General features: G+C 37.0%; 24 protein-coding genes. 22 read left to right on the plus strand and 2 right to left on the minus strand.

Annotated elements, in window-relative coordinates; genetic code table 11:
• The first annotated feature begins 22 nt into the window (after window positions 1–22).
• The 14 genes from IGI79_RS14140 (at window position 23) to IGI79_RS14205 (ending at window position 11813) form a co-directional block, all read left to right on the plus strand.
• Window positions 23–436, plus strand: coding sequence for a Cas9 inhibitor AcrIIA9 family protein (locus tag IGI79_RS14140; RefSeq protein ID WP_347082654.1), 414 nt, complete (start codon window positions 23–25; stop codon window positions 434–436).
• Window positions 433–1761: a PcfJ domain-containing protein gene (locus IGI79_RS14145; protein WP_347082652.1), complete on the plus strand. Its 1329-nt coding sequence runs from the start codon at window positions 433–435 to the stop codon at window positions 1759–1761. Before IGI79_RS14140 ends, IGI79_RS14145 begins: the two co-directional genes overlap by 4 nt.
• A 167-nt stretch (window positions 1762–1928) precedes the next feature.
• Window positions 1929–2093: a hypothetical protein gene (locus IGI79_RS14150; RefSeq protein ID WP_271525124.1), complete on the plus strand. Its 165-nt coding sequence runs from the start codon at window positions 1929–1931 to the stop codon at window positions 2091–2093.
• Complete coding sequence (locus tag IGI79_RS14155) at window positions 2086–2343, plus strand: hypothetical protein (RefSeq protein WP_347082650.1); 258 nt, start codon at window positions 2086–2088, stop codon at window positions 2341–2343. The genes IGI79_RS14150 and IGI79_RS14155 overlap by 8 nt, the downstream gene beginning before the upstream one ends.
• A gap of 95 nt (window positions 2344–2438) precedes the next feature.
• Window positions 2439–2792, plus strand: coding sequence for a hypothetical protein (locus IGI79_RS14160; RefSeq protein ID WP_438749059.1), 354 nt, complete (start codon window positions 2439–2441; stop codon window positions 2790–2792).
• A gap of 139 nt (window positions 2793–2931) precedes the next feature.
• The gene (locus IGI79_RS14165; RefSeq protein WP_438749057.1) at window positions 2932–3228 is read left to right on the plus strand and encodes a hypothetical protein; all 297 of its coding nucleotides are present in this window, start codon (window positions 2932–2934) and stop codon (window positions 3226–3228) included.
• A 372-nt stretch (window positions 3229–3600) separates the two neighbouring features.
• Window positions 3601–3855: a type II toxin-antitoxin system RelB/DinJ family antitoxin gene (locus tag IGI79_RS14170; protein ID WP_271525121.1), complete on the plus strand. Its 255-nt coding sequence runs from the start codon at window positions 3601–3603 to the stop codon at window positions 3853–3855.
• Window positions 3845–4120, plus strand: coding sequence for a type II toxin-antitoxin system RelE/ParE family toxin (locus tag IGI79_RS14175; RefSeq protein WP_347082646.1), 276 nt, complete (start codon window positions 3845–3847; stop codon window positions 4118–4120). The genes IGI79_RS14170 and IGI79_RS14175 overlap by 11 nt, the downstream gene beginning before the upstream one ends.
• A 294-nt stretch (window positions 4121–4414) precedes the next feature.
• Complete coding sequence (locus IGI79_RS14180) at window positions 4415–5734, plus strand: IS4 family transposase (protein WP_347082699.1); 1320 nt, start codon at window positions 4415–4417, stop codon at window positions 5732–5734.
• Window positions 5735–6297: 563 nt separating this feature from the next.
• Window positions 6298–6660: an LPXTG cell wall anchor domain-containing protein gene (locus IGI79_RS14185; protein ID WP_438749053.1), complete on the plus strand. Its 363-nt coding sequence runs from the start codon at window positions 6298–6300 to the stop codon at window positions 6658–6660.
• Between the two features lie 11 nt (window positions 6661–6671).
• Window positions 6672–7514 carry a WxL domain-containing protein gene (locus IGI79_RS14190; RefSeq protein WP_438749051.1) on the plus strand — a complete coding sequence of 281 codons (843 nt, stop codon included), beginning with the start codon at window positions 6672–6674 and terminating at the stop codon, window positions 7512–7514.
• 93 nt (window positions 7515–7607) lie between these two features.
• Window positions 7608–8687: a DUF916 and DUF3324 domain-containing protein gene (locus IGI79_RS14195; RefSeq protein WP_438749114.1), complete on the plus strand. Its 1080-nt coding sequence runs from the start codon at window positions 7608–7610 to the stop codon at window positions 8685–8687.
• Window positions 8680–11292, plus strand: coding sequence for a WxL domain-containing protein (locus IGI79_RS14200; protein WP_438840885.1), 2613 nt, complete (start codon window positions 8680–8682; stop codon window positions 11290–11292). Before IGI79_RS14195 ends, IGI79_RS14200 begins: the two co-directional genes overlap by 8 nt.
• A gap of 167 nt (window positions 11293–11459) precedes the next feature.
• Window positions 11460–11813 (plus strand): DUF7006 family protein, encoded by a 354-nt coding sequence (locus tag IGI79_RS14205; RefSeq protein WP_023523770.1) that lies wholly within the window; start codon window positions 11460–11462, stop codon window positions 11811–11813.
• A 288-nt stretch (window positions 11814–12101) separates the two neighbouring features.
• Here IGI79_RS14205 and IGI79_RS14210 read toward each other — a convergent pair whose 3' ends face one another.
• Entirely contained in the window at window positions 12102–13421 is a 1320-nt protein-coding gene (locus tag IGI79_RS14210) for an IS4 family transposase (RefSeq protein WP_438753819.1), read from the minus strand.
• A 687-nt stretch (window positions 13422–14108) separates the two neighbouring features.
• On the opposite strand from IGI79_RS14210, the gene IGI79_RS14215 reads away from it, so the two are divergent.
• The 8 genes from IGI79_RS14215 (at window position 14109) to IGI79_RS14250 (ending at window position 21664) form a co-directional block, all read left to right on the plus strand.
• On the plus strand, window positions 14109–14423 hold the full coding sequence (locus IGI79_RS14215; RefSeq protein ID WP_438749043.1) for an LPXTG cell wall anchor domain-containing protein: 315 nt from the start codon (window positions 14109–14111) through the stop codon (window positions 14421–14423).
• Between the two features lie 16 nt (window positions 14424–14439).
• A complete protein-coding gene (locus IGI79_RS14220; protein WP_438749041.1) occupies window positions 14440–15255 on the plus strand; it encodes a WxL domain-containing protein in 816 nt (271 codons plus the stop codon).
• 84 nt (window positions 15256–15339) lie between these two features.
• Entirely contained in the window at window positions 15340–16365 is a 1026-nt protein-coding gene (locus tag IGI79_RS14225) for a DUF916 and DUF3324 domain-containing protein (protein WP_438753821.1), read from the plus strand.
• Between the two features lie 37 nt (window positions 16366–16402).
• Window positions 16403–18667, plus strand: a complete 2265-nt coding sequence (locus IGI79_RS14230; RefSeq protein ID WP_347082690.1) for a WxL domain-containing protein — start codon at window positions 16403–16405, stop codon at window positions 18665–18667.
• Window positions 18668–18787: 120 nt separating this feature from the next.
• Window positions 18788–18961, plus strand: coding sequence for a hypothetical protein (locus IGI79_RS14235; RefSeq protein WP_347082692.1), 174 nt, complete (start codon window positions 18788–18790; stop codon window positions 18959–18961).
• Between the two features lie 278 nt (window positions 18962–19239).
• On the plus strand, window positions 19240–19764 hold the full coding sequence (locus tag IGI79_RS14240; RefSeq protein ID WP_347082694.1) for a hypothetical protein: 525 nt from the start codon (window positions 19240–19242) through the stop codon (window positions 19762–19764).
• Between the two features lie 50 nt (window positions 19765–19814).
• Entirely contained in the window at window positions 19815–21293 is a 1479-nt protein-coding gene (locus IGI79_RS14245) for a helix-turn-helix domain-containing protein (RefSeq protein ID WP_438753825.1), read from the plus strand.
• 20 nt (window positions 21294–21313) lie between these two features.
• A complete protein-coding gene (locus IGI79_RS14250; protein ID WP_347082509.1) occupies window positions 21314–21664 on the plus strand; it encodes a DUF7006 family protein in 351 nt (116 codons plus the stop codon).
• A 420-nt stretch (window positions 21665–22084) separates the two neighbouring features.
• Here the strand turns inward: IGI79_RS14250 and IGI79_RS14255 are convergent, their stop codons facing one another.
• Entirely contained in the window at window positions 22085–23404 is a 1320-nt protein-coding gene (locus tag IGI79_RS14255) for an IS4 family transposase (protein ID WP_347082699.1), read from the minus strand.
• Window positions 23405–23539 lie beyond the last annotated feature (135 nt).

The raw sequence follows: 23539 nt of genomic DNA on the forward strand, positions 1-23539 counted from the left end.
ACAATAAGAAAGGAGAATTGAAATGAATGAATTAATAGAAAAGGCACATGCCAAGATGATGGAAGAAATGAGTGAGGAACGTCCAAGGTCGGAAGATATTATACACAATTGGTTGTGCCAACAGGTACAAGTAGATAATGAGCTTTTAGAGGGGATTCTAAAGAAAGGGAAAAGTATTAGAAAGGCAATGCAGTATTGTTACTCGCAGGCAATGAAGCAAGCAATTGGAGGGTGCGCACTAATTATCCATGATGATGTTTTTCAATGGGTGACAGATTACTTTAAGAGTGAAGAAGTTGAAATAAAGCAACCAAAGATGAGCGTAACGAATCCATCAGTAACAGTAAGTAAGCAATGCGAAAAAGAAAACCATGTTCCTAAAAAAGAAACAAAATCACCGGAAGGAGAGCAATTAAGTTTGCTAGATTTTCTATGAAAAATGCGAATGATTATGCTAAAAATTGTCTGAAACCGCCAAAAGCATTCTTTGATTGGTGCTATGAACAAATGCCAACGTACGTATGGAAAAATAAGGAAAAAGAAATTATTGCTTCGGAGAGAAACCATAATGACGTACGTGAGAAAAGGTTAACTAAAAAATCGAGACTAACTTTTTACGACAGAAAAGAAAATTTCATGACTGTTCTTTGTACGAAAAAGCGAATTGAAATACAGACTTACACAATCGTTTCAAAATTTGAAAATGGAAAACAAATTTTTTTAAGCTACTTGTTAAACCTAGAGCAGTTAGCAAATGATAATCATATAAAAATTGGACTTAGAAATATTGATCATTATGAATTTGGTCTAACGAATACTGGAACAATGTTCAGCTATAGTACACAGTATCTGCTTTTATATCAAAATAATTGGTTAAATCGTATAGGTGAAATTTCTGAATTAAGATATTTAGACTTAGAAGAAGAATATCCAGAAGAGTTACCTCATATTTATAAGTATCGACGATTAATCGAATTTGCACAGAAAATAGGGGCATGTGAATTAGCTTCGGAAATTATTGCGCAAAGATTAGATATGCGTAAAGTAACTGTTAACTGGTTAAAAAGGAATAAAGAATTTTTTAAAAAGAGCGATAGAAAATATAGTACGTGGGAATTAAAAAATGAGATAGAGAATAGAGGGAGTAAGTTAATCGACGGTGCTGAAAAATATTTGTCAAGTCGACTATTAGATGAGGTTCCTAATGGATTATCTTTAATTAGATTTCAAAACTATTTAATTAAGCATAAGGTGAATGCTAGATACTATGTAGATTACATTAACACCTTAAAAGATTTGAATATTTCATTAAGTGAAAGTCACATACTTCCCAAAGATATCTATAAAGCACATGACGAGGCAGTAGCTAGGTTGAATGCAATGAAAAGGGAAGTTGTCCGCAAGGAATTTGCTAAACGAGCGAAAGAGCTAAAAGAATTAGAAATGAGAGTTCAAGGTTATCAATTTCTATTGCCAAAAGATGCAAAGGAATTAATTGAAGAAGGAAAATCTTTAGAGATGTGTGTCGGTGGGAGTAGCTATATTAATAGCCATGCCAATGGTGAAACGACAATAGTATTTATTAGGAGGGCTACTGAGTTAGATAAACCTTATTACACCTTAGAGTACAGAGATGAAAAAATCATACAATTACATGGTTACAAAAATAAAAATGCAGATAAATTTCTACAAGAAGCCAGTAATGAATGGTTAAAGAGAGTTAACGAGTTAATCGGAGGGGAGATACGACATGTTTCGTAACGTCTTAGGAAACAAAAAAAGCCTATCTTAATCGGTAGTTAAGATAAGCACGCAATATAGCCTACAGCGAAGCATTGCTCCTTTAGTATAACAGTATCTAAAGGAGTAATGCAATAGGTATCATAAGACGGAATTAAGTGAAAAACGAAGCAATAGGAGGAGATTATATGTACAAAATCAAGTTAATTGGAGTACAGTATGTCGTGTTTAAAAATGGTGAGAAGATAAAAGAATTTCCGACTCTTAAAGAAGCGGAATCTTACGTAGATAAGTTGACTATCTACCCTGAAAAAAATAGACGCGATCCAAAGGAGTTGGTTATTTATGACTAAAACTCTCGATGGGAATCATGCAAAACAGCAAATCTATTTATCTTTAAGTGAATTAGTCGATTTATTAATAGATAAAAGAGTTTTAGATGAGAAAGTTGCTAGCACGTTGATGACTAATCATAGCTATCGATCAAATGCCCTGGAAGAGGAAGGACTACCTACCAGCTTATTATTTGATTTGATAAAACTAACTGGACGAAAACTAAGAGTATATCCGAGTACAGACAATACAATCTACTGGTTAGAGTAGGGAGAGAATCAAATAAATATGATTATCATAATTCTTTCAATATCCATCAATTTAATTTACTAACAGAGGAAATTAAATAGAAAGAGGGTTAAACCATGTTAAAAGTAGGAGATTTAGTCCTGTGGGGAATAAACGTCAATCCTGCGTGGCATATAGTTGTCGAAAGAACTCAATTTAAATCTGCAACACAATATAGTTTTGTAACGCTAACCACTGGTACTGTTACTACTGAGTGGGTTGATACACTAGAGGATTTGTACGAACGTTATAAAGGCTTCATTACCTCACATATAAGTCCTGATTTTTCACCAACAATTGAAGAGGTAAAAAATGAAAAAAGTAAAAGAATGAAAGTAGCGTTGGAAAAAGATATAAAAATGATGGATGAGTTGGGCTATCAACTTGATGAACAGAAACTGAAAGAAATAACCGAATGGTTAGAACATTAAAAAAATTATTCTAACGGAAGATATTACCAATAATAGAAGAAATATGTTAAGACAATTTGAGTTAAACCAATATATTCCGAAAAGCGAATATATACACTAACTAAAATTACAAATAAAAAAGTTAACAGGAGATGACACTATGAAATTAATCGATATTTACGATAATAATAGCTTAAAGTATATGGGGTCTTTTGAACACACCGATAAAAATATTATCAATTATGTAGCAGCAATCCCACAGTTCAATTTTATACGATTAGTTGAATTATCTAGTGATGAGATAGTTCTAACGACAATCGGCAATTTCCTTGACTATGTACCTGATCAAAATTGGTTAGAAAAAATTCGACCTAGCTTGATTGCTAAACAGATGAAAGAGGATGTTATAGATGAAGTGGTAATAATTGATCGATACAAAGATGATGAATATTTCTAAAAAAATGGGCTTACAAAGGAAAACGATAGGTAAGGTCACCATTTTAAAAAAAACAAATCATGATATGATTGTTTTGCATAAAAAGAACATTTGAACACTGAAGCCTTAGAGTAGTAGGATACTCTAGGGCTTTTCTTTTTGTCTAATCTCCCAGTGTTTGTTTTCCTTCTTGTTACGAGTATTTAACCAGCAATCGTATATGGCTACTAGTAAGCCGAAAAGAATGTGGAACATAAAACTAAATAATTAATAAGGAGGTAGGGCGGATAGAATGATTAAAGAAAAAAAGGAGTCAATTCTCATTTTGTAAAGCGTTCGCTTTATAACGCTACACAAAAATGCTATACTTATAATATGAAAGGTGTGAGAAAAATGGCTCAAATTAACTTTAGAATTGATGATGAATTAAAAGAAGAATCTAAAGAGATCTTTGACTCTCTTGGAATTGACTTGACAACAGGGATTAAAATATTTTTAACTAAAGTTGTTCGTGAAAAAGGAATTCCTTTTGAAATGACTGTACGAAAAGATAATCTTGCGCAAGCATTAGAAGAAATGAACAATGAAGATTATAAGTCATTTGATAGTGTAGCTGAATTAATGAAAGACTTAAACGATGAAGATTAAGCGAACTCCTACTTTTAAAAGAAATTACAAGACCCTAAAGAAAAAGCATTATGACATGCAAAAGCTAGAAATTGTCTTAGAATTACTTGTCCAACAACGAACAGACGTACTTTATCAAAAGTATAGAGACCATGCATTAAAAGGAAATAAACAAGGACTTAGAGAATTGCATATTGAAAAAGATTGGCTACTTGTATACGAAATAAAAAACGATGTTTTAGAATTATGGTTACTAGCTACTGGAAAGCATGACGATGTTCTTTGAAGTGTCATAAACGATCAACCGTATGATTAAAAAATTAAGCGATAAATAAAAAAGAGGAATCCTTTTATCCAAGGGTTTCTCTTTTCTCATAATCTGTCTCAATTAATTAGACCAGAAAGTTATTCTCTTTAAGGGACAACAGAGTATACTCCAATGTCATTAAGTTAAGGAAAAAAGCAGGAAAACATTTAAGTTTCCCTGCTTTATTTTTTCTATGTAAAAGGACACTCTCTTGATACAATTATTTTAACAATAATAAAACGTCATAGCGCTACTTATTCTGGAGGTGCCCTTATGTCTAATACCATCAACATTTCATCCACACTTCAAGCAGCTCATAAAATCAAACAAAATTTAGAAGATCAAATTCGCTGTATTACAAATCAACCTGAAATTTTTGCTCAATCTCCGCTTGATTTTTCACGAAATAGAAAATTATCTTTTGAGACCACTCTCAAAATTATTCTCTCTTTCGGTGGACAAAGTCTTTCTAGTGAATTACTCTCTTACTTTGATTTTACACTTCAAACGCCAACTGCTTCCGCATTTGTACAGGCTCGAAGTAAAATAAAGATTGAAGCTTTCAAACAACTCTTCTACCGAACCATTCCTTCAAGTAACCAAAACAAGCAATATAAAGGGTACCAACTATTGGCTCATGATGGCTCCGATATTAATATTCCTTATGATGAAAACGATCCTGAATCCCATTACACCATCGGAAAGTTTGATAAATCTGTAGGATCTTTTCATCTCAATGCTTTATATGACCCATTAAATAAATACTATGCATCGGTAAACTTCCAAAAAATTAGACAGCTAGACGAACGGAGCAGTTTGTGTCAAATGGTTGATGAGTTTACTTTTGAAAAGCCGACAATTATTATTGCAGATCGTGGTCATGAGTCATTTAACGTGTACGAACATATTAGAAAAAGTGGTCAAAAATTCGTAATTCGAGTAAAAGATACCAAAAGTAATGGCTTTCTTAAAGGACTTGGATTACCTCAAAAAGGAACATTTGATAAAGAGGTTAACCTTTGGTTAACAAGAAGACAGACCAATAAAATCAAAGCTGACAAAAGCTATCAATTTGTGCGTAAAAAAGCCAGCTTTGATTATCTCCCATCCGATTCAAAAGAAAGCTATCCCGTTAGTCTCAGAGTCGTTCGGATTAAGTTGAGTGAGGATAGTTATGAATCTTTAGTCACGAATCTTGATTCCTTCACTTTTAAAAGCGAAGATTTAAAAGTACTTTATCACTTACGCTGGGGAATTGAAACTTCCTTTAGAGAATTAAAATATGCCTTAGGTTTAAACCAATTCCACTCAAAGAAACTAGAGTTTATTATTCAAGAAATTTACGCTCGTCTCATTATATACAACTTTTCAATGGAAATTGCTCAGGTAGTGGCGTTATCAGCTCCTTTAAAGCAGTTCTATCAGCTTAATTTCACACAAGCTATAGGCATTTGTAAAAGATTTTTTCTTGATCAAACCGTCAATGTAGAAATTTTGATAAGAAGATATCTCCTCCCCATACGACAGAATCGGAGTGACCAGAGAAATATAACAAAAAAGAAATTTGTTGGTTTTTTATATCGTATTGCCTAATATTATAAATCGGACTATACCATATAGGACGTTTTTTTGTGTTGCTTAAAAATATAAAATTGGTCAAGTTAATAAGAAAAAAGCGATATACTTGAGACTATTATTTACTTTTTTGCCTTAACTTAATGACATTGGAGTATACTCTATTGGGTTCCTACCAACTATCTAAACGAGCTTAATTAAGTCAACTCTCCATGAACAATTAACTTAATCAAACTTTAGTTTTCCACCTTTTAGAAGGGTTGCTCTGAAAAATAGTGAATGCGTTATTTGACTGAATCTAGATTTCGTAACGATTTATGACCAAAAAATATTTTCTAAATTTCATGGATCAATCAAAAGTATCCAGAGAAAAAATTGCTGTACGCTCTTTTTAATGATTCTTTTTTAATATTCGTTTTTCTAAATTTGCATACCGAAGTGAAAATTTCGATTATTTATTTTGGTGAGAATCTTGTAATATAAGAGATGCAAATAAGGCTTCAAGTTGATCCTTATTTTGTTTAATGATTTGCATCAAAAACCAAGATTTTTGAGACATCTAAGAATATAGGGGGAGGGATATGAAACACCAAAAAAGATACATACTAAGTATGGGTATGTTACTGATTCATGTGTATGCACCGTTAGTTGTTCATGGAACAGAAATACGTTCGGTGGAAACAGAAGGTACGATTGGTTTTACTGGCATATATGAAACACCAGGAACACCAGAGCCAGCACCGGAAGGTGCGATCAAACCAGATTTACCAAAAGAAATTGCTCAACACCCCTCAGGGGTCAGTCACCCAACAGCCAGAAGATTACCGAAAACAAACGAGGAAAAGATGCGCATTTGGTCAATGTTTGGTCTCTTGCTTGTCATCATAGTACTTGGCTTTTGGTTTTGGCGGCACAAAAAGAAAAAAACAAATAAAAGAAAGTAGGATTTAAATACATGGAATTCGTTAGATTAGTAACCATTGCAGCATTAAGCTCAACCATTTTTGTTGGAGGAATCACAGCCTTCGCAGCTGAACCACCCGAGGAAACATCAAAAGAAGTACGTAATGTCACTACGGATGGAACGATTGAATTTACACCAAATGAAGAGGAAGACCTAGTCGTTATTCCACCAGAAGATGGGCCAGATGTAGACATTGAGCCTGAAGTGCCAGGAACGACCGGACCTTTATCGATCATGAAAGCTGTCACGATGAATTTCGGTCCACAAGTGATCTCGAATCAGGATCAAACCTACAATATGATTGCAGAAAAGCAACAAAAAGCGGGTACGACGGGTGAAGAAAATAAAGTCCCTTATGTCAGTTTTGCGCAAGTACAAGATGTCCGAGGAACGAATGCTGGTTGGGACCTGCAAGTACGTATGACCGACTTTAAAGCAACGAAAGAAACAGTCAATGATACCTTGCTTGGGGCAGAGATTTCATTGGTAAGCCCAAGAATTCAGTATGAAGGAAGCACGGCTGGAAATGCACCAGTAGCTCATACAAGTGGATTGAAATTGATCCCAAATGCTTCTGCTGTATCCGTGATGACCGCAGAAAAAGATAAAGGTGCTGGTGTTTCTTCCGTTGTTTGGGGCAATCAAGCAGACTTAAACGCACAAGAAGCGGACGATAAGGTTGACGTGGTGACAAATAATGCGATCCAATTATTTGTTCCTGGTAAGACAGCGAAAGATGCGGCACAATACAAATCCACACTAACTTGGGAATTATCCAATATACCTGATAATAATGAAGATATTGATAAATCAGGTGAAAATGGCGCCGTATAGTTTTGACGAAACCGAGGGTTTCAGCTGATAGAAGTGAACGGTGTAGCGTTACAATTTTGTAGCGCTACTTTCTTTAAAGAAAGGAGTAAATGAATGAAACAAGCAAGTACATATCGAAAAAATAAAATCCAACAAGCAGGGCTAGTATTGCTTATGGTGTTCGTCAGTTTGTTGGCACCAATGCGCGTAGGGGCAGAAGAAGGAACCTTAAATTTTTATGTGACACCGGAATTCTCAGATAATCAAACAGCAGGTAACAAACGTTACTTTCAGTTAACCCTTGCGCCAGATACGACAGAAAAACTAACGTTGAAACTACAAAACGCAAACGCAGAAGCAAAGAAAATCAAAATCACGCCACATACTGCTTATACGAACGTGATGGGGGTTGTAGAATACGGGCAAGACGCGGAAAAAGCAGATCCAACACTCAAGCATTCGCTTGCTGAATTGATCGAACATCCCGAAATCATCGAGCTTGGTGGTAACGAAACGAAAACAGTGACACTTGATCTGAAGATGCCTAAAGAAGCCTTCGAAGGCTTCTTAGCGGGTGGCTTACGAATCGAAGAAGTCAAAGAAGACACAACGGAAGAAACAAGCGACGAAGAAGGGGTCGCCATCCAAAATGAGTTTGCCTATATCATCGGTGTGGTGGTGAGTAATAACCAAGACGCCGTGCAACCTGATTTAGAGTTGGTAGATGTTTTTGCCGATCAACTCAACTATCGTAATGTCATCAGTGCGAATATACAAAACTTCACCCCAACATTCGTGAATCGCTTAGAAGTTGAAGCCACGGTACAAAAAGTGGGGGAAGAAGAAATTTTATACCAAGCCAGTCAAGAACAGATGCAAATGGCGCCAAACTCCAATTTCAATTTTCCGATTTCTTTAGAAGGCGATCGTTTTCGCAGTGGTGAATATTTGTTGAAAATGACGGCACGCTCTGGGGAAGAGGAATGGCAATGGGAACGGAAATTTACCATTGATGCGGATGAAGCGAGAGCATTGAATCAACAAGATGTCACGATTGATACGAGTCTCAATTGGTGGATGATCGTCGCTATACTTTTATTGCTATTTTTAGTAAGCTATTTTCTTTTTATTTTTTATAAAAAGAAAAAAATGAGAAAGAACAACCGAAATGAGAGGTGGCAAGACATTGAATAGAAAACTAAGTGACTTATTCAGTATCTTGGTAATTACCATGCTACTCTTACAAATAAGTTTTAATCAAGTAGAAATGGTTGATGCAGATACGCAATCTAGTAATGATGTAGAACCTGTTGAGACATTTAATGCAGAGCAAAATAGTTTATTAAATACAGTTAGCGCAAGAGCAAATTTAGAAAACAATGGAGAAGAGATTCAAGAATTTTCATTTGAGGTAAAATCATTCCGGACTGTAATTGGTCAACCCACTACTTTCAAATTTACTAGTAAATTGCCTTCGAATGAAGTATTGATCCGAATTCCTGAAAACGGAAAAATTATAGAAAATCAGTTTTCTAATGGAGAATCAATTCACCATTCTCATGGTGAATATTGGAGTCTATCTACTAACGATGAACAGAAATCTTTTGAAGTATCCGTTCTTTTTGAAATTCCTGGAAACTACTTTCTTACGCTTGATAACGATGCAGATCATGTCTATGTGGAAGTACAGGATTCTCCTTCAGTAATGAGAACGGAGAAACTCAACGAGTTAGAAGAAGCTGAAATAATTAATCAATCAGAAGAGATGACCGAACAAAATAATACAAAAGACAGTATTAATAATTCAACAACTATTCAACCGGTGATTGCTGTAGAAGAAAACTTATCTATACCAGAAGAATTGATTGTAATAGAAGAAGAACGTATTTTGGAAGAAACAAGAGATATTCAAAATCGATCTATTAGCAGTGTAAATAATTGGAGCCAATTTAGAAGCGCATGGAACTCTTCTACTGTCACGATAATATTTCATGGTAATATATCTTTTTCTAGTTCCATTTTAGGAGATTCTCTTAATACAAGATTATCATCCATAACACTTAATGGAGGGACTCTTAATTTTCAGAACTCCGGATATAGTTTAGTAATGAGTGGTGTAGCAGGTCTAACTATAAATTCTACACTAACTGATTGGCCAGCTCAAATTGGAAGAGATTCTCGTACAGCTCCCCTCATTATTCATAATGGAAGTGGGCTAATAGAAATTAATCATTCAAATATTACTATGTCAACTGGTACGGCAGGCTCTATAATATCTGGTCAGAATATAAATTTAAATGGAGCTATAAAGATTAGAGCTGACACAGCTGGCGGAGCTAGTGCAACAGTGCGTGCGACAGGAATAGAGTTGGTTCGGAATGGTACTCTGAAAATCATATCTAATAGTCATCAAAATGGATGGATTCTATCATCCACTAATTCTGGTTTAAGACCGGTTCTTTCAACTGCTGGGAGTACAATAATTATTCAAGCAAATAGGTTCTCTATGGTAGAATCAAGGAATGGAACGGGTTTAGGTTTAAATTCTTGGAATAGTATAGATGTCATGCTTAGTGGATTAAATGGAGCGACTGTTGTGAATAGCAATAGTAATCCAAATGATTTTAATGAAAGGTATCTTACTACGTTTAATGACCGTCGATATACCGGTATGATCTTTAATGCTAGTGGTGGTGGATGGGTCACACCTCCTGTTTCTTACAATCTCTCTTTACAAGCTAATCCCGATGTTGGAGGAAATCCGAGTGCAACAAACACAACACTAACGCAAGGAAGTACGACAACATTAAACGCAAATCCCAACAGTGGTTATCGCTTTGTACGCTGGGAAGTTGTATCAGGGACTGGGGCGAATATCGCAAACGCAACTTCAGCTACCACTACCTTCACGATGGGGAGCGCAAACACGACAGTACGTGCTGTATATGAAGAAATCACCTACAATTTGACCCTTGAAGCCAGTCCGAGTGATGGGGGAAATCCGAGTGCAGAGGCTAGTACTTTAGCTCAAGGAAGCACAACAACATTAAACGCAAATCCCAACAGTGGTTATCACTTTGTACGCTGGGAAGTTGTGTCAGGGACTGGGACAAATATCGTAAACACAACTTCAGCTACTACTACCTTCATGATGGGAAGTACAGATACGACGGTTCAAGCTGTTTATGAAACAATTACCCAAGTCTCACCAGTCGATCCTTTGGATCCAGAAGTCGAAGTGGACCCAGAAAATAAACCAGATTTGCCTGAAGGTCAAGGGCTGTTGAGTATTGACTTTGTTTCGCAATTCAACTTTGGGTTACAAGCTATTTCTGCTCGTGATCAAACGTATTATGCTCAACCACAACGTTTAATGAATGAAGATGGAGTAGTTAGCGAGAAAGAAGAACGACCAAACTTTGTGCAGATCAGTGATCGACGCCCAGAATCTGAGCGTAACGGCTGGGAATTAGCAGTGACACAAAAAGAACAATTTAAAGGAAAAGAAAACCAAGTATTGAATGGCGCTAGTATAACTCTATCAAACCAACAAGTTGTTACTGCTCAAGGGAAAACTGCTCCAGAACTTCAATCTGTCCATTCCCTAATACCTGGAAATCGCCAAACATTGATCAAAGCTCAAGGTAGTGAAGGAATGGGAACTTGGATCTACCGGTTTGGTGATGCAGAGACGGCAAAAGAGAGTGTTGCACTCAATGTTCCAAAGGGGGCGAATCCAGAAGCAACTAGTTATTCGACAAAGTTGACGTGGGAATTAAGTGCAGTTCCTTACAATTAGAAAAGAATACCGTTTTTTCTCTAGTTTTATCTTTAGAATCTCTGATAAATCAAATTTTTATCCAGAATGATGATCTACAATACTGTATATAGATCAATAAAAAAGTAGAAAATTTTATCAAATCAATCAGAAATGAAGGGAAAGGGCAAGAGAAAGGAGCACACAACATGAACCCATCTCTAACGAAAGATGAATATATGCGTCAATTTCAAGAAAATATACCACAAGATAAAAGAAAATCAGAAGAACTGAATGTTTATCTGGCACAACAGTTCGAACAACTTGACCAATTGACAAGCACAATTTCACCAGAAAACTTTTGGGAAAATCTTCCTATAGTTCTAGGAATTGACGCAAAATTAAGTCTAATCACCGAGCTAATTCATTATGACTATAATAAATTACCAATAAATGAAATCTTACGAATTGTTGAGAAAGATTATCGCACGTACTTCAAGGAACTTTGTGGGAATAATTTAAGTACAAATAATTACTATTCGATGGTATACAATCTGAAATGAAAATAGGCTAAAAAATTGTCCAGAAAAAACTTTCTGGGCAATTTTTTTTTGTATACTTTAGAAAACTCATTTTCCATCATAAAATCCCTTAAATAATTTATGTTCAGTTAATCAATACATTCAAGAGATAATATGGGTCCAACAAGGTATACCCCAATGTCATTAAGTTAAGACAAAAAAACAAATAATAGTCTCAAGTATATCGCTTTTTTCTTATTAACTTGACTAATTTTATATTTTCGAGCAACACAATAAAACGTCCTATATGGTATAGTCCGATTTATAATATTAGGCAATACGATAAAAAAAACCAACAAATTTCTTTTTTGTTATATTTCTCTGGTTACTCCGATTCTGTCGTACGGGGAGGAAATATCTTCTTATCAAAATTTCTACATTGACGGTTTGATCAAGAAAAAATCTTTTACAAATGCCTATAGCTTGTGTGAAATTAAGCTGATAGAACTGCTTTAAAGGAGCTGATAACGCCACTACCTGAGCAATTTCCATTGAAAAGTTGTATATAATGAGACGAGCGTAAATTTCTTGAATAATAAACTCTAGTTTCTTTGAGTGGAATTGGTTTAAACCTAAGGCATATTTTAATTCTCTAAAGGAAGTTTCAATTCCCCAGCGTAAGTGATAAAGTACTTTTAAATCTTCGCTTTTAAAAGTGAAGGAATCAAGATTTGTGACTAAAGATTCATAACTATCCTCACTCAACTTAATCCGAACGACTCTGAGACTAACGGGATAGCTTTCTTTTGAATCGGATGGGAGATAATCAAAGCTGGCTTTTTTACGCACAAATTGATAGCTCTTGTCAGTTTTGATTTTATTTGTCTGTCTTCTTATTAACCAAAGGTTAACCTCTTTATCAAATGTTCCTTTTTGAGGTAATCCAAGTCCTTTAAGAAAGCCATTACTTTTGGTATCTTTTACTCGAATTACGAATTTTTGACCACTTTTTCTAATATGTTCGTACACGTTAAATGACTCATGACCACGATCTGCAATAATAATTGTTGGCTTTTCAAAAGTAAACTCATCAACCATTTGACACAAACTGCTCCGTTCGTCTAGCTGTCTAATTTTTTGGAAGTTTACCGATGCATAGTATTTATTTAATGGGTCATATAAAGCATTGAGATGAAAAGATCCTACAGATTTATCAAACTTTCCGATGGTGTAATGGGATTCAGGATCGTTTTCATCATAAGGAATATTAATATCGGAGCCATCATGAGCCAATAGTTGGTACCCTTTATATTGCTTGTTTTGGTTACTTGAAGGAATGGTTCGGTAGAAGAGTTGTTTGAAAGCTTCAATTTTTATTTTACTTCGAGCCTGTACAAATGCGGAAGCCGTTGGCGTTTGAAGTGTAAAATCAAAGTAAGAGAGTAATTCACTAGCAAGACTTTGTCCACCGAAAGAGAGAATAATTTTGAGAGTTGTCTCAAAAGATAATTTTCTGTTTCGAGAAAAATCAGTCGGAGATTGAGCAAAAATTTCAGGTTGATTTGTAATACAGCGAATTTGATCTTCTAAATTTTGTTTGATTTTATGAGCTGCTTGAAGTGTGGATGAAATGTTGATAGTATTAGACATAAGGGCACCTCCAGAATAAGTAGCGCTATGACGTTTTATTATTGTTAAAATAATTGTATCAAGAGAGTGTCCTTTTACATAGAAAAAATAAAGCAGGGAAACTTAAATGTTTTCCTGCTTTTTGCCTTAACTTAATGACATTGGGGTATACTCTATTGGGTTCCTACCAACTATTTAAACGAGCTTAATTAAGTCAACTCTCCATGAACAATTAACTTAATCAAACTTTAGTTTTCCACCTTTTAGAAGGGTTGCTCTGAAAAATAGTGAATGCGTTATTTGACTGAATCTAGATTTCGTAACGATTTATGACCAAAAAATATTTTCTAAATTACATGGATCAATCAAAAGTATCCAGAGAAAAAATTGCTGTACGCTCTTTTTAATGATTCTTTTTTAATATTCGTTTTTCTAAATTTGCATACCGAAGTGAAAATTTCGATTATTTATTTTGGTGAGAATCTTGTAATATAAGAGATGCAAATAAGGCTTCAAGTTGATCCTTATTTTGTTTAATGATTTGCATCAAAAACCATCGTTTTTTAGAATTTATATTCGCTATTTATATTCTGAAATAGAAAGACTAATTTAATAACTTTTTTAAGACATTTGATTCTATCGAATGTCTTTTTTTTTGTCTCCTTAAAAACGATGAATTTTGAGAAGAACATTAAAGGAGGAGGGAATATGCGAAAAACGGTCGGCCAAATAATCGTTCTATGTTTCCTAATAATAGCGATGCAGTTTCCGTTGCTGGTTTACGGTACACAGGTCCAATCCGTTGAGTCAGAAGGATCGATTGGATTTACCGGGGCCTATGAACCAATCGGTCCGCCAGCCCCACCACCTAGCACTAGCCCACAAAAGCCAGACGGTACTTTGCCGAAAACCAATATGATTGATAGCTCACTTGGACTATGGATCGGCAGTTTCTTAGTGGGTAGCGTTTTATTAGCCTTAGGGTACAAAAGAAGAAAAGCAACACAAAAAACAATTAAATGAAAGTAGGAATTTAAGAATGAAATTTATCCGGTTAGCAACTGTAGCTGCATTATCAACAACCATTTTTGCCGGAGGCGTACAAGCCTTCGCCGAAGAAACTGTTCAAGAGAAGGAAACACAAGAAGTTCGCAAAACAACCACTGAGGGTCAAATCACCTTCACGCCAGGAAATGATGACACAGTCGTTGATCCTGGACCGGATGGTCCTGATGTAACTATTCCGCCAGTCACTGGTCCTGATGGAGAAAACAAAGGACCTTTAACAATCACAACTGTGCCAACAATGAACTTCGGTTCACAAATTATCTCAACTACAGATGAGCATTACAATATGGTCGCTGAAAGACAACAAAAAACAGGAACAACCGGTGAAGAAAATAAAGTTCCTTATGTAAGTTTGGCACAAGTCCAAGACACCCGCGGTACCAATGAAGGATGGGAATTAAGTGTAAGTTTAACAGAATTTGAAGCACCTACGGATACATTAAACAAGGTATTAAAAGGCGCAAAAATCACGTTATTCGATCCGGCCCTACGCTACAGTATCGATGATGCAGCTCAAGCACCGAGCATTCATGCAAGTGGATTGGAATTGATTCCAAATAATGATGCCGTACCGATTATGACGGCAGCTAACCAAAAAGGTGCTGGTACCTCGACGGCTGTTTGGGGAGATCATGATGCGATTGCAAAACAAGTAGAAGATGGCGCAGCTGTTGTAGAGAATGAAGCGATTCAATTATTCGTTCCTGGTTCGACTGCTAAAGATGCGGTAACGTATACCTCTACCTTGACATGGGAATTAGAACTAACACCTGAAAATGACCTTTAAGAAGTAACAATTTCCATGTTCCATTAGTCACTAGCAGCGTTACAGATCTCTGTGGCGCTGCTTTTTTTAGAAAGGATTAAAAAAATGAGACACAAACAAATTACGCAAAGCGGGCTGTGGCTCCTAGTGATACTTTTCCTTTTCTTGCCCATTTCAGCCCAAGCTGAAGAGACGGCCTTAAATACACATGTCACCCCGCTTTTTCCCGAAAGTCAAGTCGATGAAGGTAAAGGGTATTATGAGCTATTACTCGCTCCTGGTCAAAAAGAGACCTTGCAGCTGAAAGTCGGTAATTCCAGTTCAGAACCAATCAATGTCCAGGTGACACCGCATACGGCGTATACCAATACTTTGGGAAATGTCGAGTATGGCAAAGATGCCGAAGAAGCAGATCCAACCTTGGTTCACTCCTTGGATGAACTGATGACTCCTTCGGAGGTCATTACACTCGCAGGAAAAGAAACAAAGGTCATAGACATTCCTTTACAGATGCCTAAAGACGCCTTTGAAGGGTATTTAGCTGGTGGTTTACGAATCACCGAAGTAAAAGAAGAGGAAGAAAGTGAAGCACCAGAAGGAGAAGGGGTCGCGATCAAGAATGAATTTGCCCATGTGGTAGGTGTGGTCGTCAGTAATACCCGAGACTCGGTGCAACCGGAGTTGGAACTATTAGATGTGTTTGCGGATCAATTGAACTATCGCAATGTGATCAGTGCCACGCTACAAAACTTCACGCCCACCTTTGTCAATCAATTGGCGGTGGAAGCTACCGTGAAACGAGCAGGAGAGAGCGACGTTCTCTATAAGGCCAGTAAAGAGAAGATGCAGATGGCGCCCAATTCGAATTTTAACTTTCCGATTTCTTTAGAGGGAGATCGTTTTCGAAGTGGGAACTACGTGTTAGAACTAACCGCAAAGTCGGGAGACAATGAATGGTCCTGGACGCGAGAATTTACAATTGAAGCGGATGAAGCACGGAAATTGAACCGAGAAGATGTGACGATTGACACGAGCACCAATTGGTGGATGATAGGATCAATCGGCCTAATTAGTCTTTTGGTGGGACTTGTTTTTTATTTGATCTTAAAGAGGAAAAAGCATGAAATATGATTGTCATAAAAGCCGGAGATATTAACGGAGGTATATAATGAGAAAAAATGGATACAGAACCATAGTATATATTTGCCTTGCTTTTTTGTGTTTCCAATTAATTTTTTTACCGAATAGTGCAGTCTATTCTGCACATACACAAAATAAACTAGTAGATAATCAAACTACCTTATCACAAACTATTTCCTCTACTGTGTCACCAACATTAGAGTCGATGGAGCCAAACATAAAAGCTATGTCACAGACACGGCAACAAGATGAAGCAATTCAAACCTTCTCATTCGTTGCAAAAACATTTACAACTTCAGTCTCCCAGCCAGTCACTATCAGGTTTAACAGTACTCTTCCATCAGATGAAGTAATAATAAGAGTTCCTGATGAAGGGGAGGTGCTGGAATCTGAATTACCCCAAGGGGCACGGATAGAGCGCTCTCACGGTGAATACTGGCGGCTCATAACAGCAGAGAAACATACAACTTTTACTCTAACTGTTGTGTTCGTTACCCCAGGTGATTATTTCCTTACGGTTGATCATGATACGGATCATTTCTATTTGAAAGTAATGGAAGAGATAAATAATAACTCTCTTGAGCCGGCAATCGAAGTAGATATCGCAGAGGAAAGGGATTTCATAAAGGTCGATGAAGAATTAAAAATATTACAACCTCTCCTCGCCTCAGAAGAAAATTTGGTCATCTCCGAAGATATTATTAATGTAGAAGAAGAACGAATTTTAGAAGCAACACGAGATGAAATAAATCGATCTGTGAGCAACGTGAGCAGCTGGTCACAATTTCGTTCGGCTTGGAATAGTTCATCAACAACAGTGATTCAATTGAATGGTTATGTTAGATATAGTTCAGGATTGTTTAATAGCTTGAATTCACGATCCAGTAGCGTAATAATCATAGGAAGAGAGGGTACCTGGGGTCGAGGCCTATTAAGTATGGGAAATAGTTCTGAAAGACTAGCAATGTCTGGAGATGGAATGCTAACAATTCAAAATACACTGCTTGATGGGGCAATAGGCAGTACGGTAATTACTCATTCGGGTTCAGGAAAAGTTGTGGTCAATTCGTCACAGGTAGAACAATCAGTAGCAGCACAAAATATTTTACTTGAGTCTGGTGGGCAACTGGCATCATATGTGGAATTAGCTAGTAACGGTACATTAGAAATTTATAGTAGGGAATCTACAGGGGTGACAGGCATACGTGCTCCTGTAAATGATGGTGCTCTCAAATTAATCGGATCGAACCATGACATCTATATAAAAGGTAAAGAACTTATGTTGCAAGATCGCTTTCACAGTCCGATAACAAGATTAACCTGGGAAGAGGTAGATATCCATTTCAAAGGTTCTTCTGAGATTATATCGGCTGTGACTATCCCAGATGATTTTACTAACCGTTATCCGGGTAGACTGACCAGCCAAGCAAGTATTATATTAAATGCGCGATCGAGTGGAGGATGGGTAGACCCTCCTCTACCTAATGGGGAAGTTATGGTCACGTATTCAGATTTGCAAGGAAACAGTCTATTAGAAAATGAAATATTAAGCGGACCTATCGGGGAAACTTACAAAACTCAACCAGTAGATATTCCAGGATACCTACTGGTAGACACTCCTGAAAATGAAATTGGTATATTTACAGTTGAACCAATTATTGTTAATTACGTCTATGATATACAAAAGGAAATTAAACCGGTAGATCCACTAGATCCTGACAAAGAGGTTGATCCAGAAAACCCACCTGAGCTTCCTGAAGAACAAGGGACACTGAGTATTGATTTTGCGTCACGCTTTTCATTTGGAACCCAAGGCATTTCTGCGCAGACCAAGCGCTATTATGCACAACCCCAACGCTTGTTGAATCTGGATGGAACCGTCAATGATGCCGAAGAACGACCGAATTATATCCAAGTCAGTGATCGCCGCCCAGAAGAAGAGCGCCATGGCTGGCAATTAGCGGTCACACAAAACAGTCAGTTTACGGATTTTCACAAAAACGAACTAAGAGGTGCACGTTTGATGTTGACCAACCAACAATTTTCATCCGTCCAGGGAATGGGTGAACCGATGCTACAAAATCAAGATGGCGTGGTCTTGATCCCAGAAGAAAATACCCCCCTTGTGCGCGCACAAGACGGCCAAGGCTTTGGAACGTGGGTCTATCGTTTTGGTGATCGAGAAAGTGCAGGAGAAAGTGTTGCCCTTGAAGTGCCGCCAACGGCGGATCCAAGAACAACCACCTATCAAACGACCCTCACCTGGGAATTAAGTGCTGTCCCTGATAATTAGCCGAAAAAGAAAAGGGCTGCGGCTCTTTTCTTTTTCTTCATAGAAAGGAAAGAAAAAACGCGGCAGGCATTATTTCATCAGTTGATCTTTACGGTCAAAACCAAGCGCTGATTAATTTTGTTGGAACCCTTAGAAGAACAAGTCATAGCCCAGAATCTAATCGGACAAATCGGATTGGGCCGACGAACGATCCTAGAGGATCGGAAGGCGATCAAGGGCTATTTTAGGGAATCGATCCAATTGATTGGGAATGGGAAAGGCTATCATTTTTTGCTTCTTGACCCAAAGGGGTAGGTATTATTATAGGAGGAAACAGTAGCTTAAAACGTTGTTGGCCAAGCATTATGAATTCAAACTCAAGTCTATAACATTCAATTAAGTGGGAAAGAAGCTGGGATCTACTAGTTTCTCTATGATTTTTGTTTCACTTTGCCCTTAGAATCTGGATACTACGCTGTTCAATCAATGACTGAAACTGCCCCAACTTTGGGTCCATCAAGGCTATTTTCTACCGGATCAAGGCATAAACAGAAGTCCTACAAGCAGCGTTGGTTCAGACGTTGGATTAACAAGTGAACATTGTACTTTCAGATACAGAAAAAGTTGCGTTGTTTTTACTTTCTCTAGATGAAAGTCAATTTCTGAATCCTTCGATACAACAAGACTTTATCCAAGCATTTTACCAACAAAGGAGCGCTAGTACGTGGGCTTATCATCTATTTGATAACTTACTTTGTTTGATGGAGAAATTCTTCCAACTGGCACCTCTTGAAGAAAAGCCGCAAGAAGAACGTACTGCTAATGCGCTCATGCCCCACTTTTTGGCGCAGAAAAAGCGATACAGTGAGACCATCGTCCCTTCTTATGATTTGGTTGGTCTTTTCGCCTTGAAGTGTTGGATCAAAATAAAGATAGAAGCTGTGAGGAAAGAAAGGGGCCTTCACTTCACCAATAGTGCATTGATGGAACGACCAGGGGTTATTCGCCATATCAAGGTAACGAACCAAAACCAACAAATGAGACCGACTGGAGACATTGAATTGCCACAATTTCCTGCCAAAAACGCGATTCGATGTATTTTGTCCGATTACTTTTAACGAGTAAACATATAGTAGAACAGGAACCAAGTGAAAAGTGAGGGATAGGTATGCGTGAATTACAAATTGCTTTTATTACCAATGCTGAGATTCGACGTTGGATGCGAATCTTGACTATTATTGAACGAGAACACCACTTTACAATCGTGGCCTTGAGTGAACGCTTGATGATCTCGCAGCGAACGATGGTCAAAGATGTTCAAGCAATCAAAAGTTACTTTGGGAAGACCATTGAATTGCTTTCACTGTATAACGGTTTTCATTTTGACGAACGTGACCGGGTAGGATACCAAGAAAAGAAAGAACAACTGTTAGAGAACGAAGTTCTCCTTGATATTGTCGGGACGATTTTTTACGGAGAGCCTATCGCATTAGCTGACTTGGCACACCAGTACAGTTATGCCGAAAGTACGTTGCGTCGGTTTTTAGTGAAAATTGAACCGATCTTAGCTGAATATAATCTAACATTGACCCTTACCCCCGTGAATTTTGTAGGGGAAGAAGCCGACATCCGCAAGTTTTTTTTTGATTTTTATTACAGCAGTGAACAGACCCCCTTTACGATTCGTCCGCCCGAAGGGCTGCATGCATTGGTTCTGGATGAACTATCTAGCAAGCTGGGGGATTATGAGCTGGGGACAGGGACGACCGTTTCTGCTTTTTATTACCATCTTTATATCACGATGGTTCGTGTCAAACAACATCAGTTTATTTCATTGCCTAAGTGGTTGAAGAACGTCGATTATCAGGAAAAAGATTTTCAGCTACTTTATTCTTTACAAGCGAGGATCCATGAGGAATATGAGATCTATCTGCCAAAGGAAGAATTCGCTTGGGTCCATCTATCGATCATTTCCAAGCGAACGATTCATCGAGTAGATCAAGAACATACATTCAGTCAACGATTCAATCAGTGGGATGGCCTTGAACAAGTGGTATCAGATTATCTGTCGGATCCCTTCTTTGCACAATGGGATACCGACACGTTAGGGGAATTTATGACGTCGTTTTTAGTCTCACGTCTGATCAATGAAGCGTTAAGTCCGGTATTGAATAAAGAGTTAGAAGAAGTCCGTATCATGGCCAAGCAAACCTATGGACAGATCCATGAGATCAATTCCTGCTTCTTACAAAAGCATGCACAGACACTTCGCTTTTCAGCAGTGACCTTTGAAGATGTGGCCGTCAGTTTTACGTTATACATGGATATGTTGTTTCATTATTACCAACCCGTCAAGCAGGTTTTGTTTTTACTGGAAGGAGATTATTTGGTGGTGCAATCGATTCGACTGCAGGCCCAGGAGCTCTTAGGTAAGCATTACAATTTACTCTTTCTTCCACTGCAGGAATTGACGCAGGAAAGCTTGAATGATGCGCAAATTGATCTGATTGTCACCAACTACCGACCGTACCTTTTGGATTACGCACTGGAAACCGAGTATATCTTGATGAACAGTCTTCCGACGGCGCAAGACTGGACACGGGTCAAACATCGATTGAATCCATTGATCGACCGGATTGTTTTTTAAAAGAAAGAAGGAAAAGAAGCATGACAGGATTTACGACAAAGGAGGCCTATTTACAGGGCTTTCAGAAAACTTTTGAAGCAGCAGGAAAACGAAAAAGCCCAGTCCTAAAGGACTATTTACACAGGCAAACGGACCGATTGGAGACCCTCATAGCACAAATCTCTCAAGATAATTTTTGGCAAGTCTGGCCAGAGATCTTAGGGATCGATGCGAAGCTGGGAATTGTTTCGGAAGTGCTTGTCTTTGATAATTTTTCGGATGAGGCCATTATTCGAATGGTTGAAACGGATTACCGCACCTATTTCAAAGAATTATGCGGGTATGATCTCAGTATGGAACCGAAACATTCCATAATTTTCAATGTTCTATGATTGTTTAATGGGTAGATCGTCCAAATTATTACGAAAAAGATTTTGTAGAGTGTTCAAAAAATTACATTTTGAACACTCTTTTTGATAAGTATTGTTCCAGAAAAAAATTTTTCAACTCTATAAACACGACTAAATAATCTTTTAGTGAAAAATGTGAGTAAAGCTTCTTGTTCAGATAGGGGTATGATCAAAATTAAAAGTTATTGCTTCTTATTTATTGTTCTTTTAGCAGTTAACGTAATTAGGTTCAGTAAGATATTTTCCTAGAGACCAACAGAGTATACCCCAATGTCATTAAGTTAAGGCAAAAAAGTAAATAATAGTCTCAAGTATATCGCTTTTTTCTTATTAACTTGACCAATTTTATATTTTTAAGCAACACAAAAAAACGTCCTATATGGTATAGTCCGATTTATAATATTAGGCAATACGATATAAAAAACCAACAAATTTCTTTTTTGTTATATTTCTCTGGTCACTCCGATTCTGTCGTATGGGGAGGAGATATCTTCTTATCAAAATTTCTACATTGACGGTTTGATCAAGAAAAAATCTTTTACAAATGCCTATAGCTTGTGTGAAATTAAGCTGATAGAACTGCTTTAAAGGAGCTGATAACGCCACTACCTGAGCAATTTCCATTGAAAAGTTGTATATAATGAGACGAGCGTAAATTTCTTGAATAATAAACTCTAGTTTCTTTGAGTGGAATTGGTTTAAACCTAAGGCATATTTTAATTCTCTAAAGGAAGTTTCAATTCCCCAGCGTAAGTGATAAAGTACTTTTAAATCTTCGCTTTTAAAAGTGAAGGAATCAAGATTCGTGACTAAAGATTCATAACTATCCTCACTCAACTTAATCCGAACGACTCTGAGACTAACGGGATAGCTTTCTTTTGAATCGGATGGGAGATAATCAAAGCTGGCTTTTTTACGCACAAATTGATAGCTTTTGTCAGCTTTGATTTTATTGGTCTGTCTTCTTGTTAACCAAAGGTTAACCTCTTTATCAAATGTTCCTTTTTGAGGTAATCCAAGTCCTTTAAGAAAGCCATTACTTTTGGTATCTTTTACTCGAATTACGAATTTTTGACCACTTTTTCTAATATGTTCGTACACGTTAAATGACTCATGACCACGATCTGCAATAATAATTGTCGGCTTTTCAAAAGTAAACTCATCAACCATTTGACACAAACTGCTCCGTTCGTCTAGCTGTCTAATTTTTTGGAAGTTTACCGATGCATAGTATTTATTTAATGGGTCATATAAAGCATTGAGATGAAAAGATCCTACAGATTTATCAAACTTTCCGATGGTGTAATGGGATTCAGGATCGTTTTCATCATAAGGAATATTAATATCGGAGCCATCATGAGCCAATAGTTGGTACCCTTTATATTGCTTGTTTTGGTTACTTGAAGGAATGGTTCGGTAGAAGAGTTGTTTGAAAGCTTCAATCTTTATTTTACTTCGAGCCTGTACAAATGCGGAAGCAGTTGGCGTTTGAAGTGTAAAATCAAAGTAAGAGAGTAATTCACTAGAAAGACTTTGTCCACCGAAAGAGAGAATAATTTTGAGAGTGGTCTCAAAAGATAATTTTCTATTTCGTGAAAAATCAAGCGGAGATTGAGCAAAAATTTCAGGTTGATTTGTAATACAGCGAATTTGATCTTCTAAATTTTGTTTGATTTTATGAGCTGCTTGAAGTGTGGATGAAATGTTGATGGTATTAGACATAAGGGCACCTCCAGAATAAGTAGCGCTATGACGTTTTATTATTGTTAAAATAATTGTATCAAGAGAGTGTCCTTTTACATAGAAAAAATAAAGCAGGGAAACTTAAATGTTTTCCTGCTTTTTTCCTTAACTTAA

Source organism: Enterococcus sp. AZ084 (assembly GCF_051714905.1).
Lineage (GTDB): Bacteria > Bacillota > Bacilli > Lactobacillales > Enterococcaceae > Enterococcus_B > Enterococcus_B pernyi.

Bases quoted from the DNA above. Each gene is read 5' to 3' on its own strand.
- IGI79_RS14245 (WP_438753825.1), top strand. From the start codon at position 19,815: ATGCGTGAATTACAAATTGCTTTTATTACCAATGCTGAGATTCGACGT.
- IGI79_RS14170 (WP_271525121.1), top strand. From the start codon at position 3,601: ATGGCTCAAATTAACTTTAGAATTGATGATGAATTAAAAGAAGAATCT.
- IGI79_RS14195 (WP_438749114.1), top strand. From the start codon at position 7,608: ATGAAACAAGCAAGTACATATCGAAAAAATAAAATCCAACAAGCAGGG.
- IGI79_RS14215 (WP_438749043.1), top strand. From the start codon at position 14,109: ATGCGAAAAACGGTCGGCCAAATAATCGTTCTATGTTTCCTAATAATA.
- IGI79_RS14155 (WP_347082650.1), top strand. From the start codon at position 2,086: ATGACTAAAACTCTCGATGGGAATCATGCAAAACAGCAAATCTATTTA.
- IGI79_RS14250 (WP_347082509.1), top strand. From the start codon at position 21,314: ATGACAGGATTTACGACAAAGGAGGCCTATTTACAGGGCTTTCAGAAA.
- IGI79_RS14220 (WP_438749041.1), top strand. From the start codon at position 14,440: ATGAAATTTATCCGGTTAGCAACTGTAGCTGCATTATCAACAACCATT.
- IGI79_RS14145 (WP_347082652.1), top strand. From the start codon at position 433: ATGAAAAATGCGAATGATTATGCTAAAAATTGTCTGAAACCGCCAAAA.
- IGI79_RS14205 (WP_023523770.1), top strand. From the start codon at position 11,460: ATGAACCCATCTCTAACGAAAGATGAATATATGCGTCAATTTCAAGAA.
- IGI79_RS14255 (WP_347082699.1), bottom strand. From the start codon at position 23,404: ATGTCTAATACCATCAACATTTCATCCACACTTCAAGCAGCTCATAAA.
- IGI79_RS14225 (WP_438753821.1), top strand. From the start codon at position 15,340: ATGAGACACAAACAAATTACGCAAAGCGGGCTGTGGCTCCTAGTGATA.
- IGI79_RS14140 (WP_347082654.1), top strand. From the start codon at position 23: ATGAATGAATTAATAGAAAAGGCACATGCCAAGATGATGGAAGAAATG.
- IGI79_RS14185 (WP_438749053.1), top strand. From the start codon at position 6,298: ATGAAACACCAAAAAAGATACATACTAAGTATGGGTATGTTACTGATT.
- IGI79_RS14210 (WP_438753819.1), bottom strand. From the start codon at position 13,421: ATGTCTAATACTATCAACATTTCATCCACACTTCAAGCAGCTCATAAA.
- IGI79_RS14230 (WP_347082690.1), top strand. From the start codon at position 16,403: ATGAGAAAAAATGGATACAGAACCATAGTATATATTTGCCTTGCTTTT.
- IGI79_RS14160 (WP_438749059.1), top strand. From the start codon at position 2,439: ATGTTAAAAGTAGGAGATTTAGTCCTGTGGGGAATAAACGTCAATCCT.
- IGI79_RS14150 (WP_271525124.1), top strand. From the start codon at position 1,929: ATGTACAAAATCAAGTTAATTGGAGTACAGTATGTCGTGTTTAAAAAT.
- IGI79_RS14190 (WP_438749051.1), top strand. From the start codon at position 6,672: ATGGAATTCGTTAGATTAGTAACCATTGCAGCATTAAGCTCAACCATT.
- IGI79_RS14165 (WP_438749057.1), top strand. From the start codon at position 2,932: ATGAAATTAATCGATATTTACGATAATAATAGCTTAAAGTATATGGGG.
- IGI79_RS14180 (WP_347082699.1), top strand. From the start codon at position 4,415: ATGTCTAATACCATCAACATTTCATCCACACTTCAAGCAGCTCATAAA.
- IGI79_RS14175 (WP_347082646.1), top strand. From the start codon at position 3,845: ATGAAGATTAAGCGAACTCCTACTTTTAAAAGAAATTACAAGACCCTA.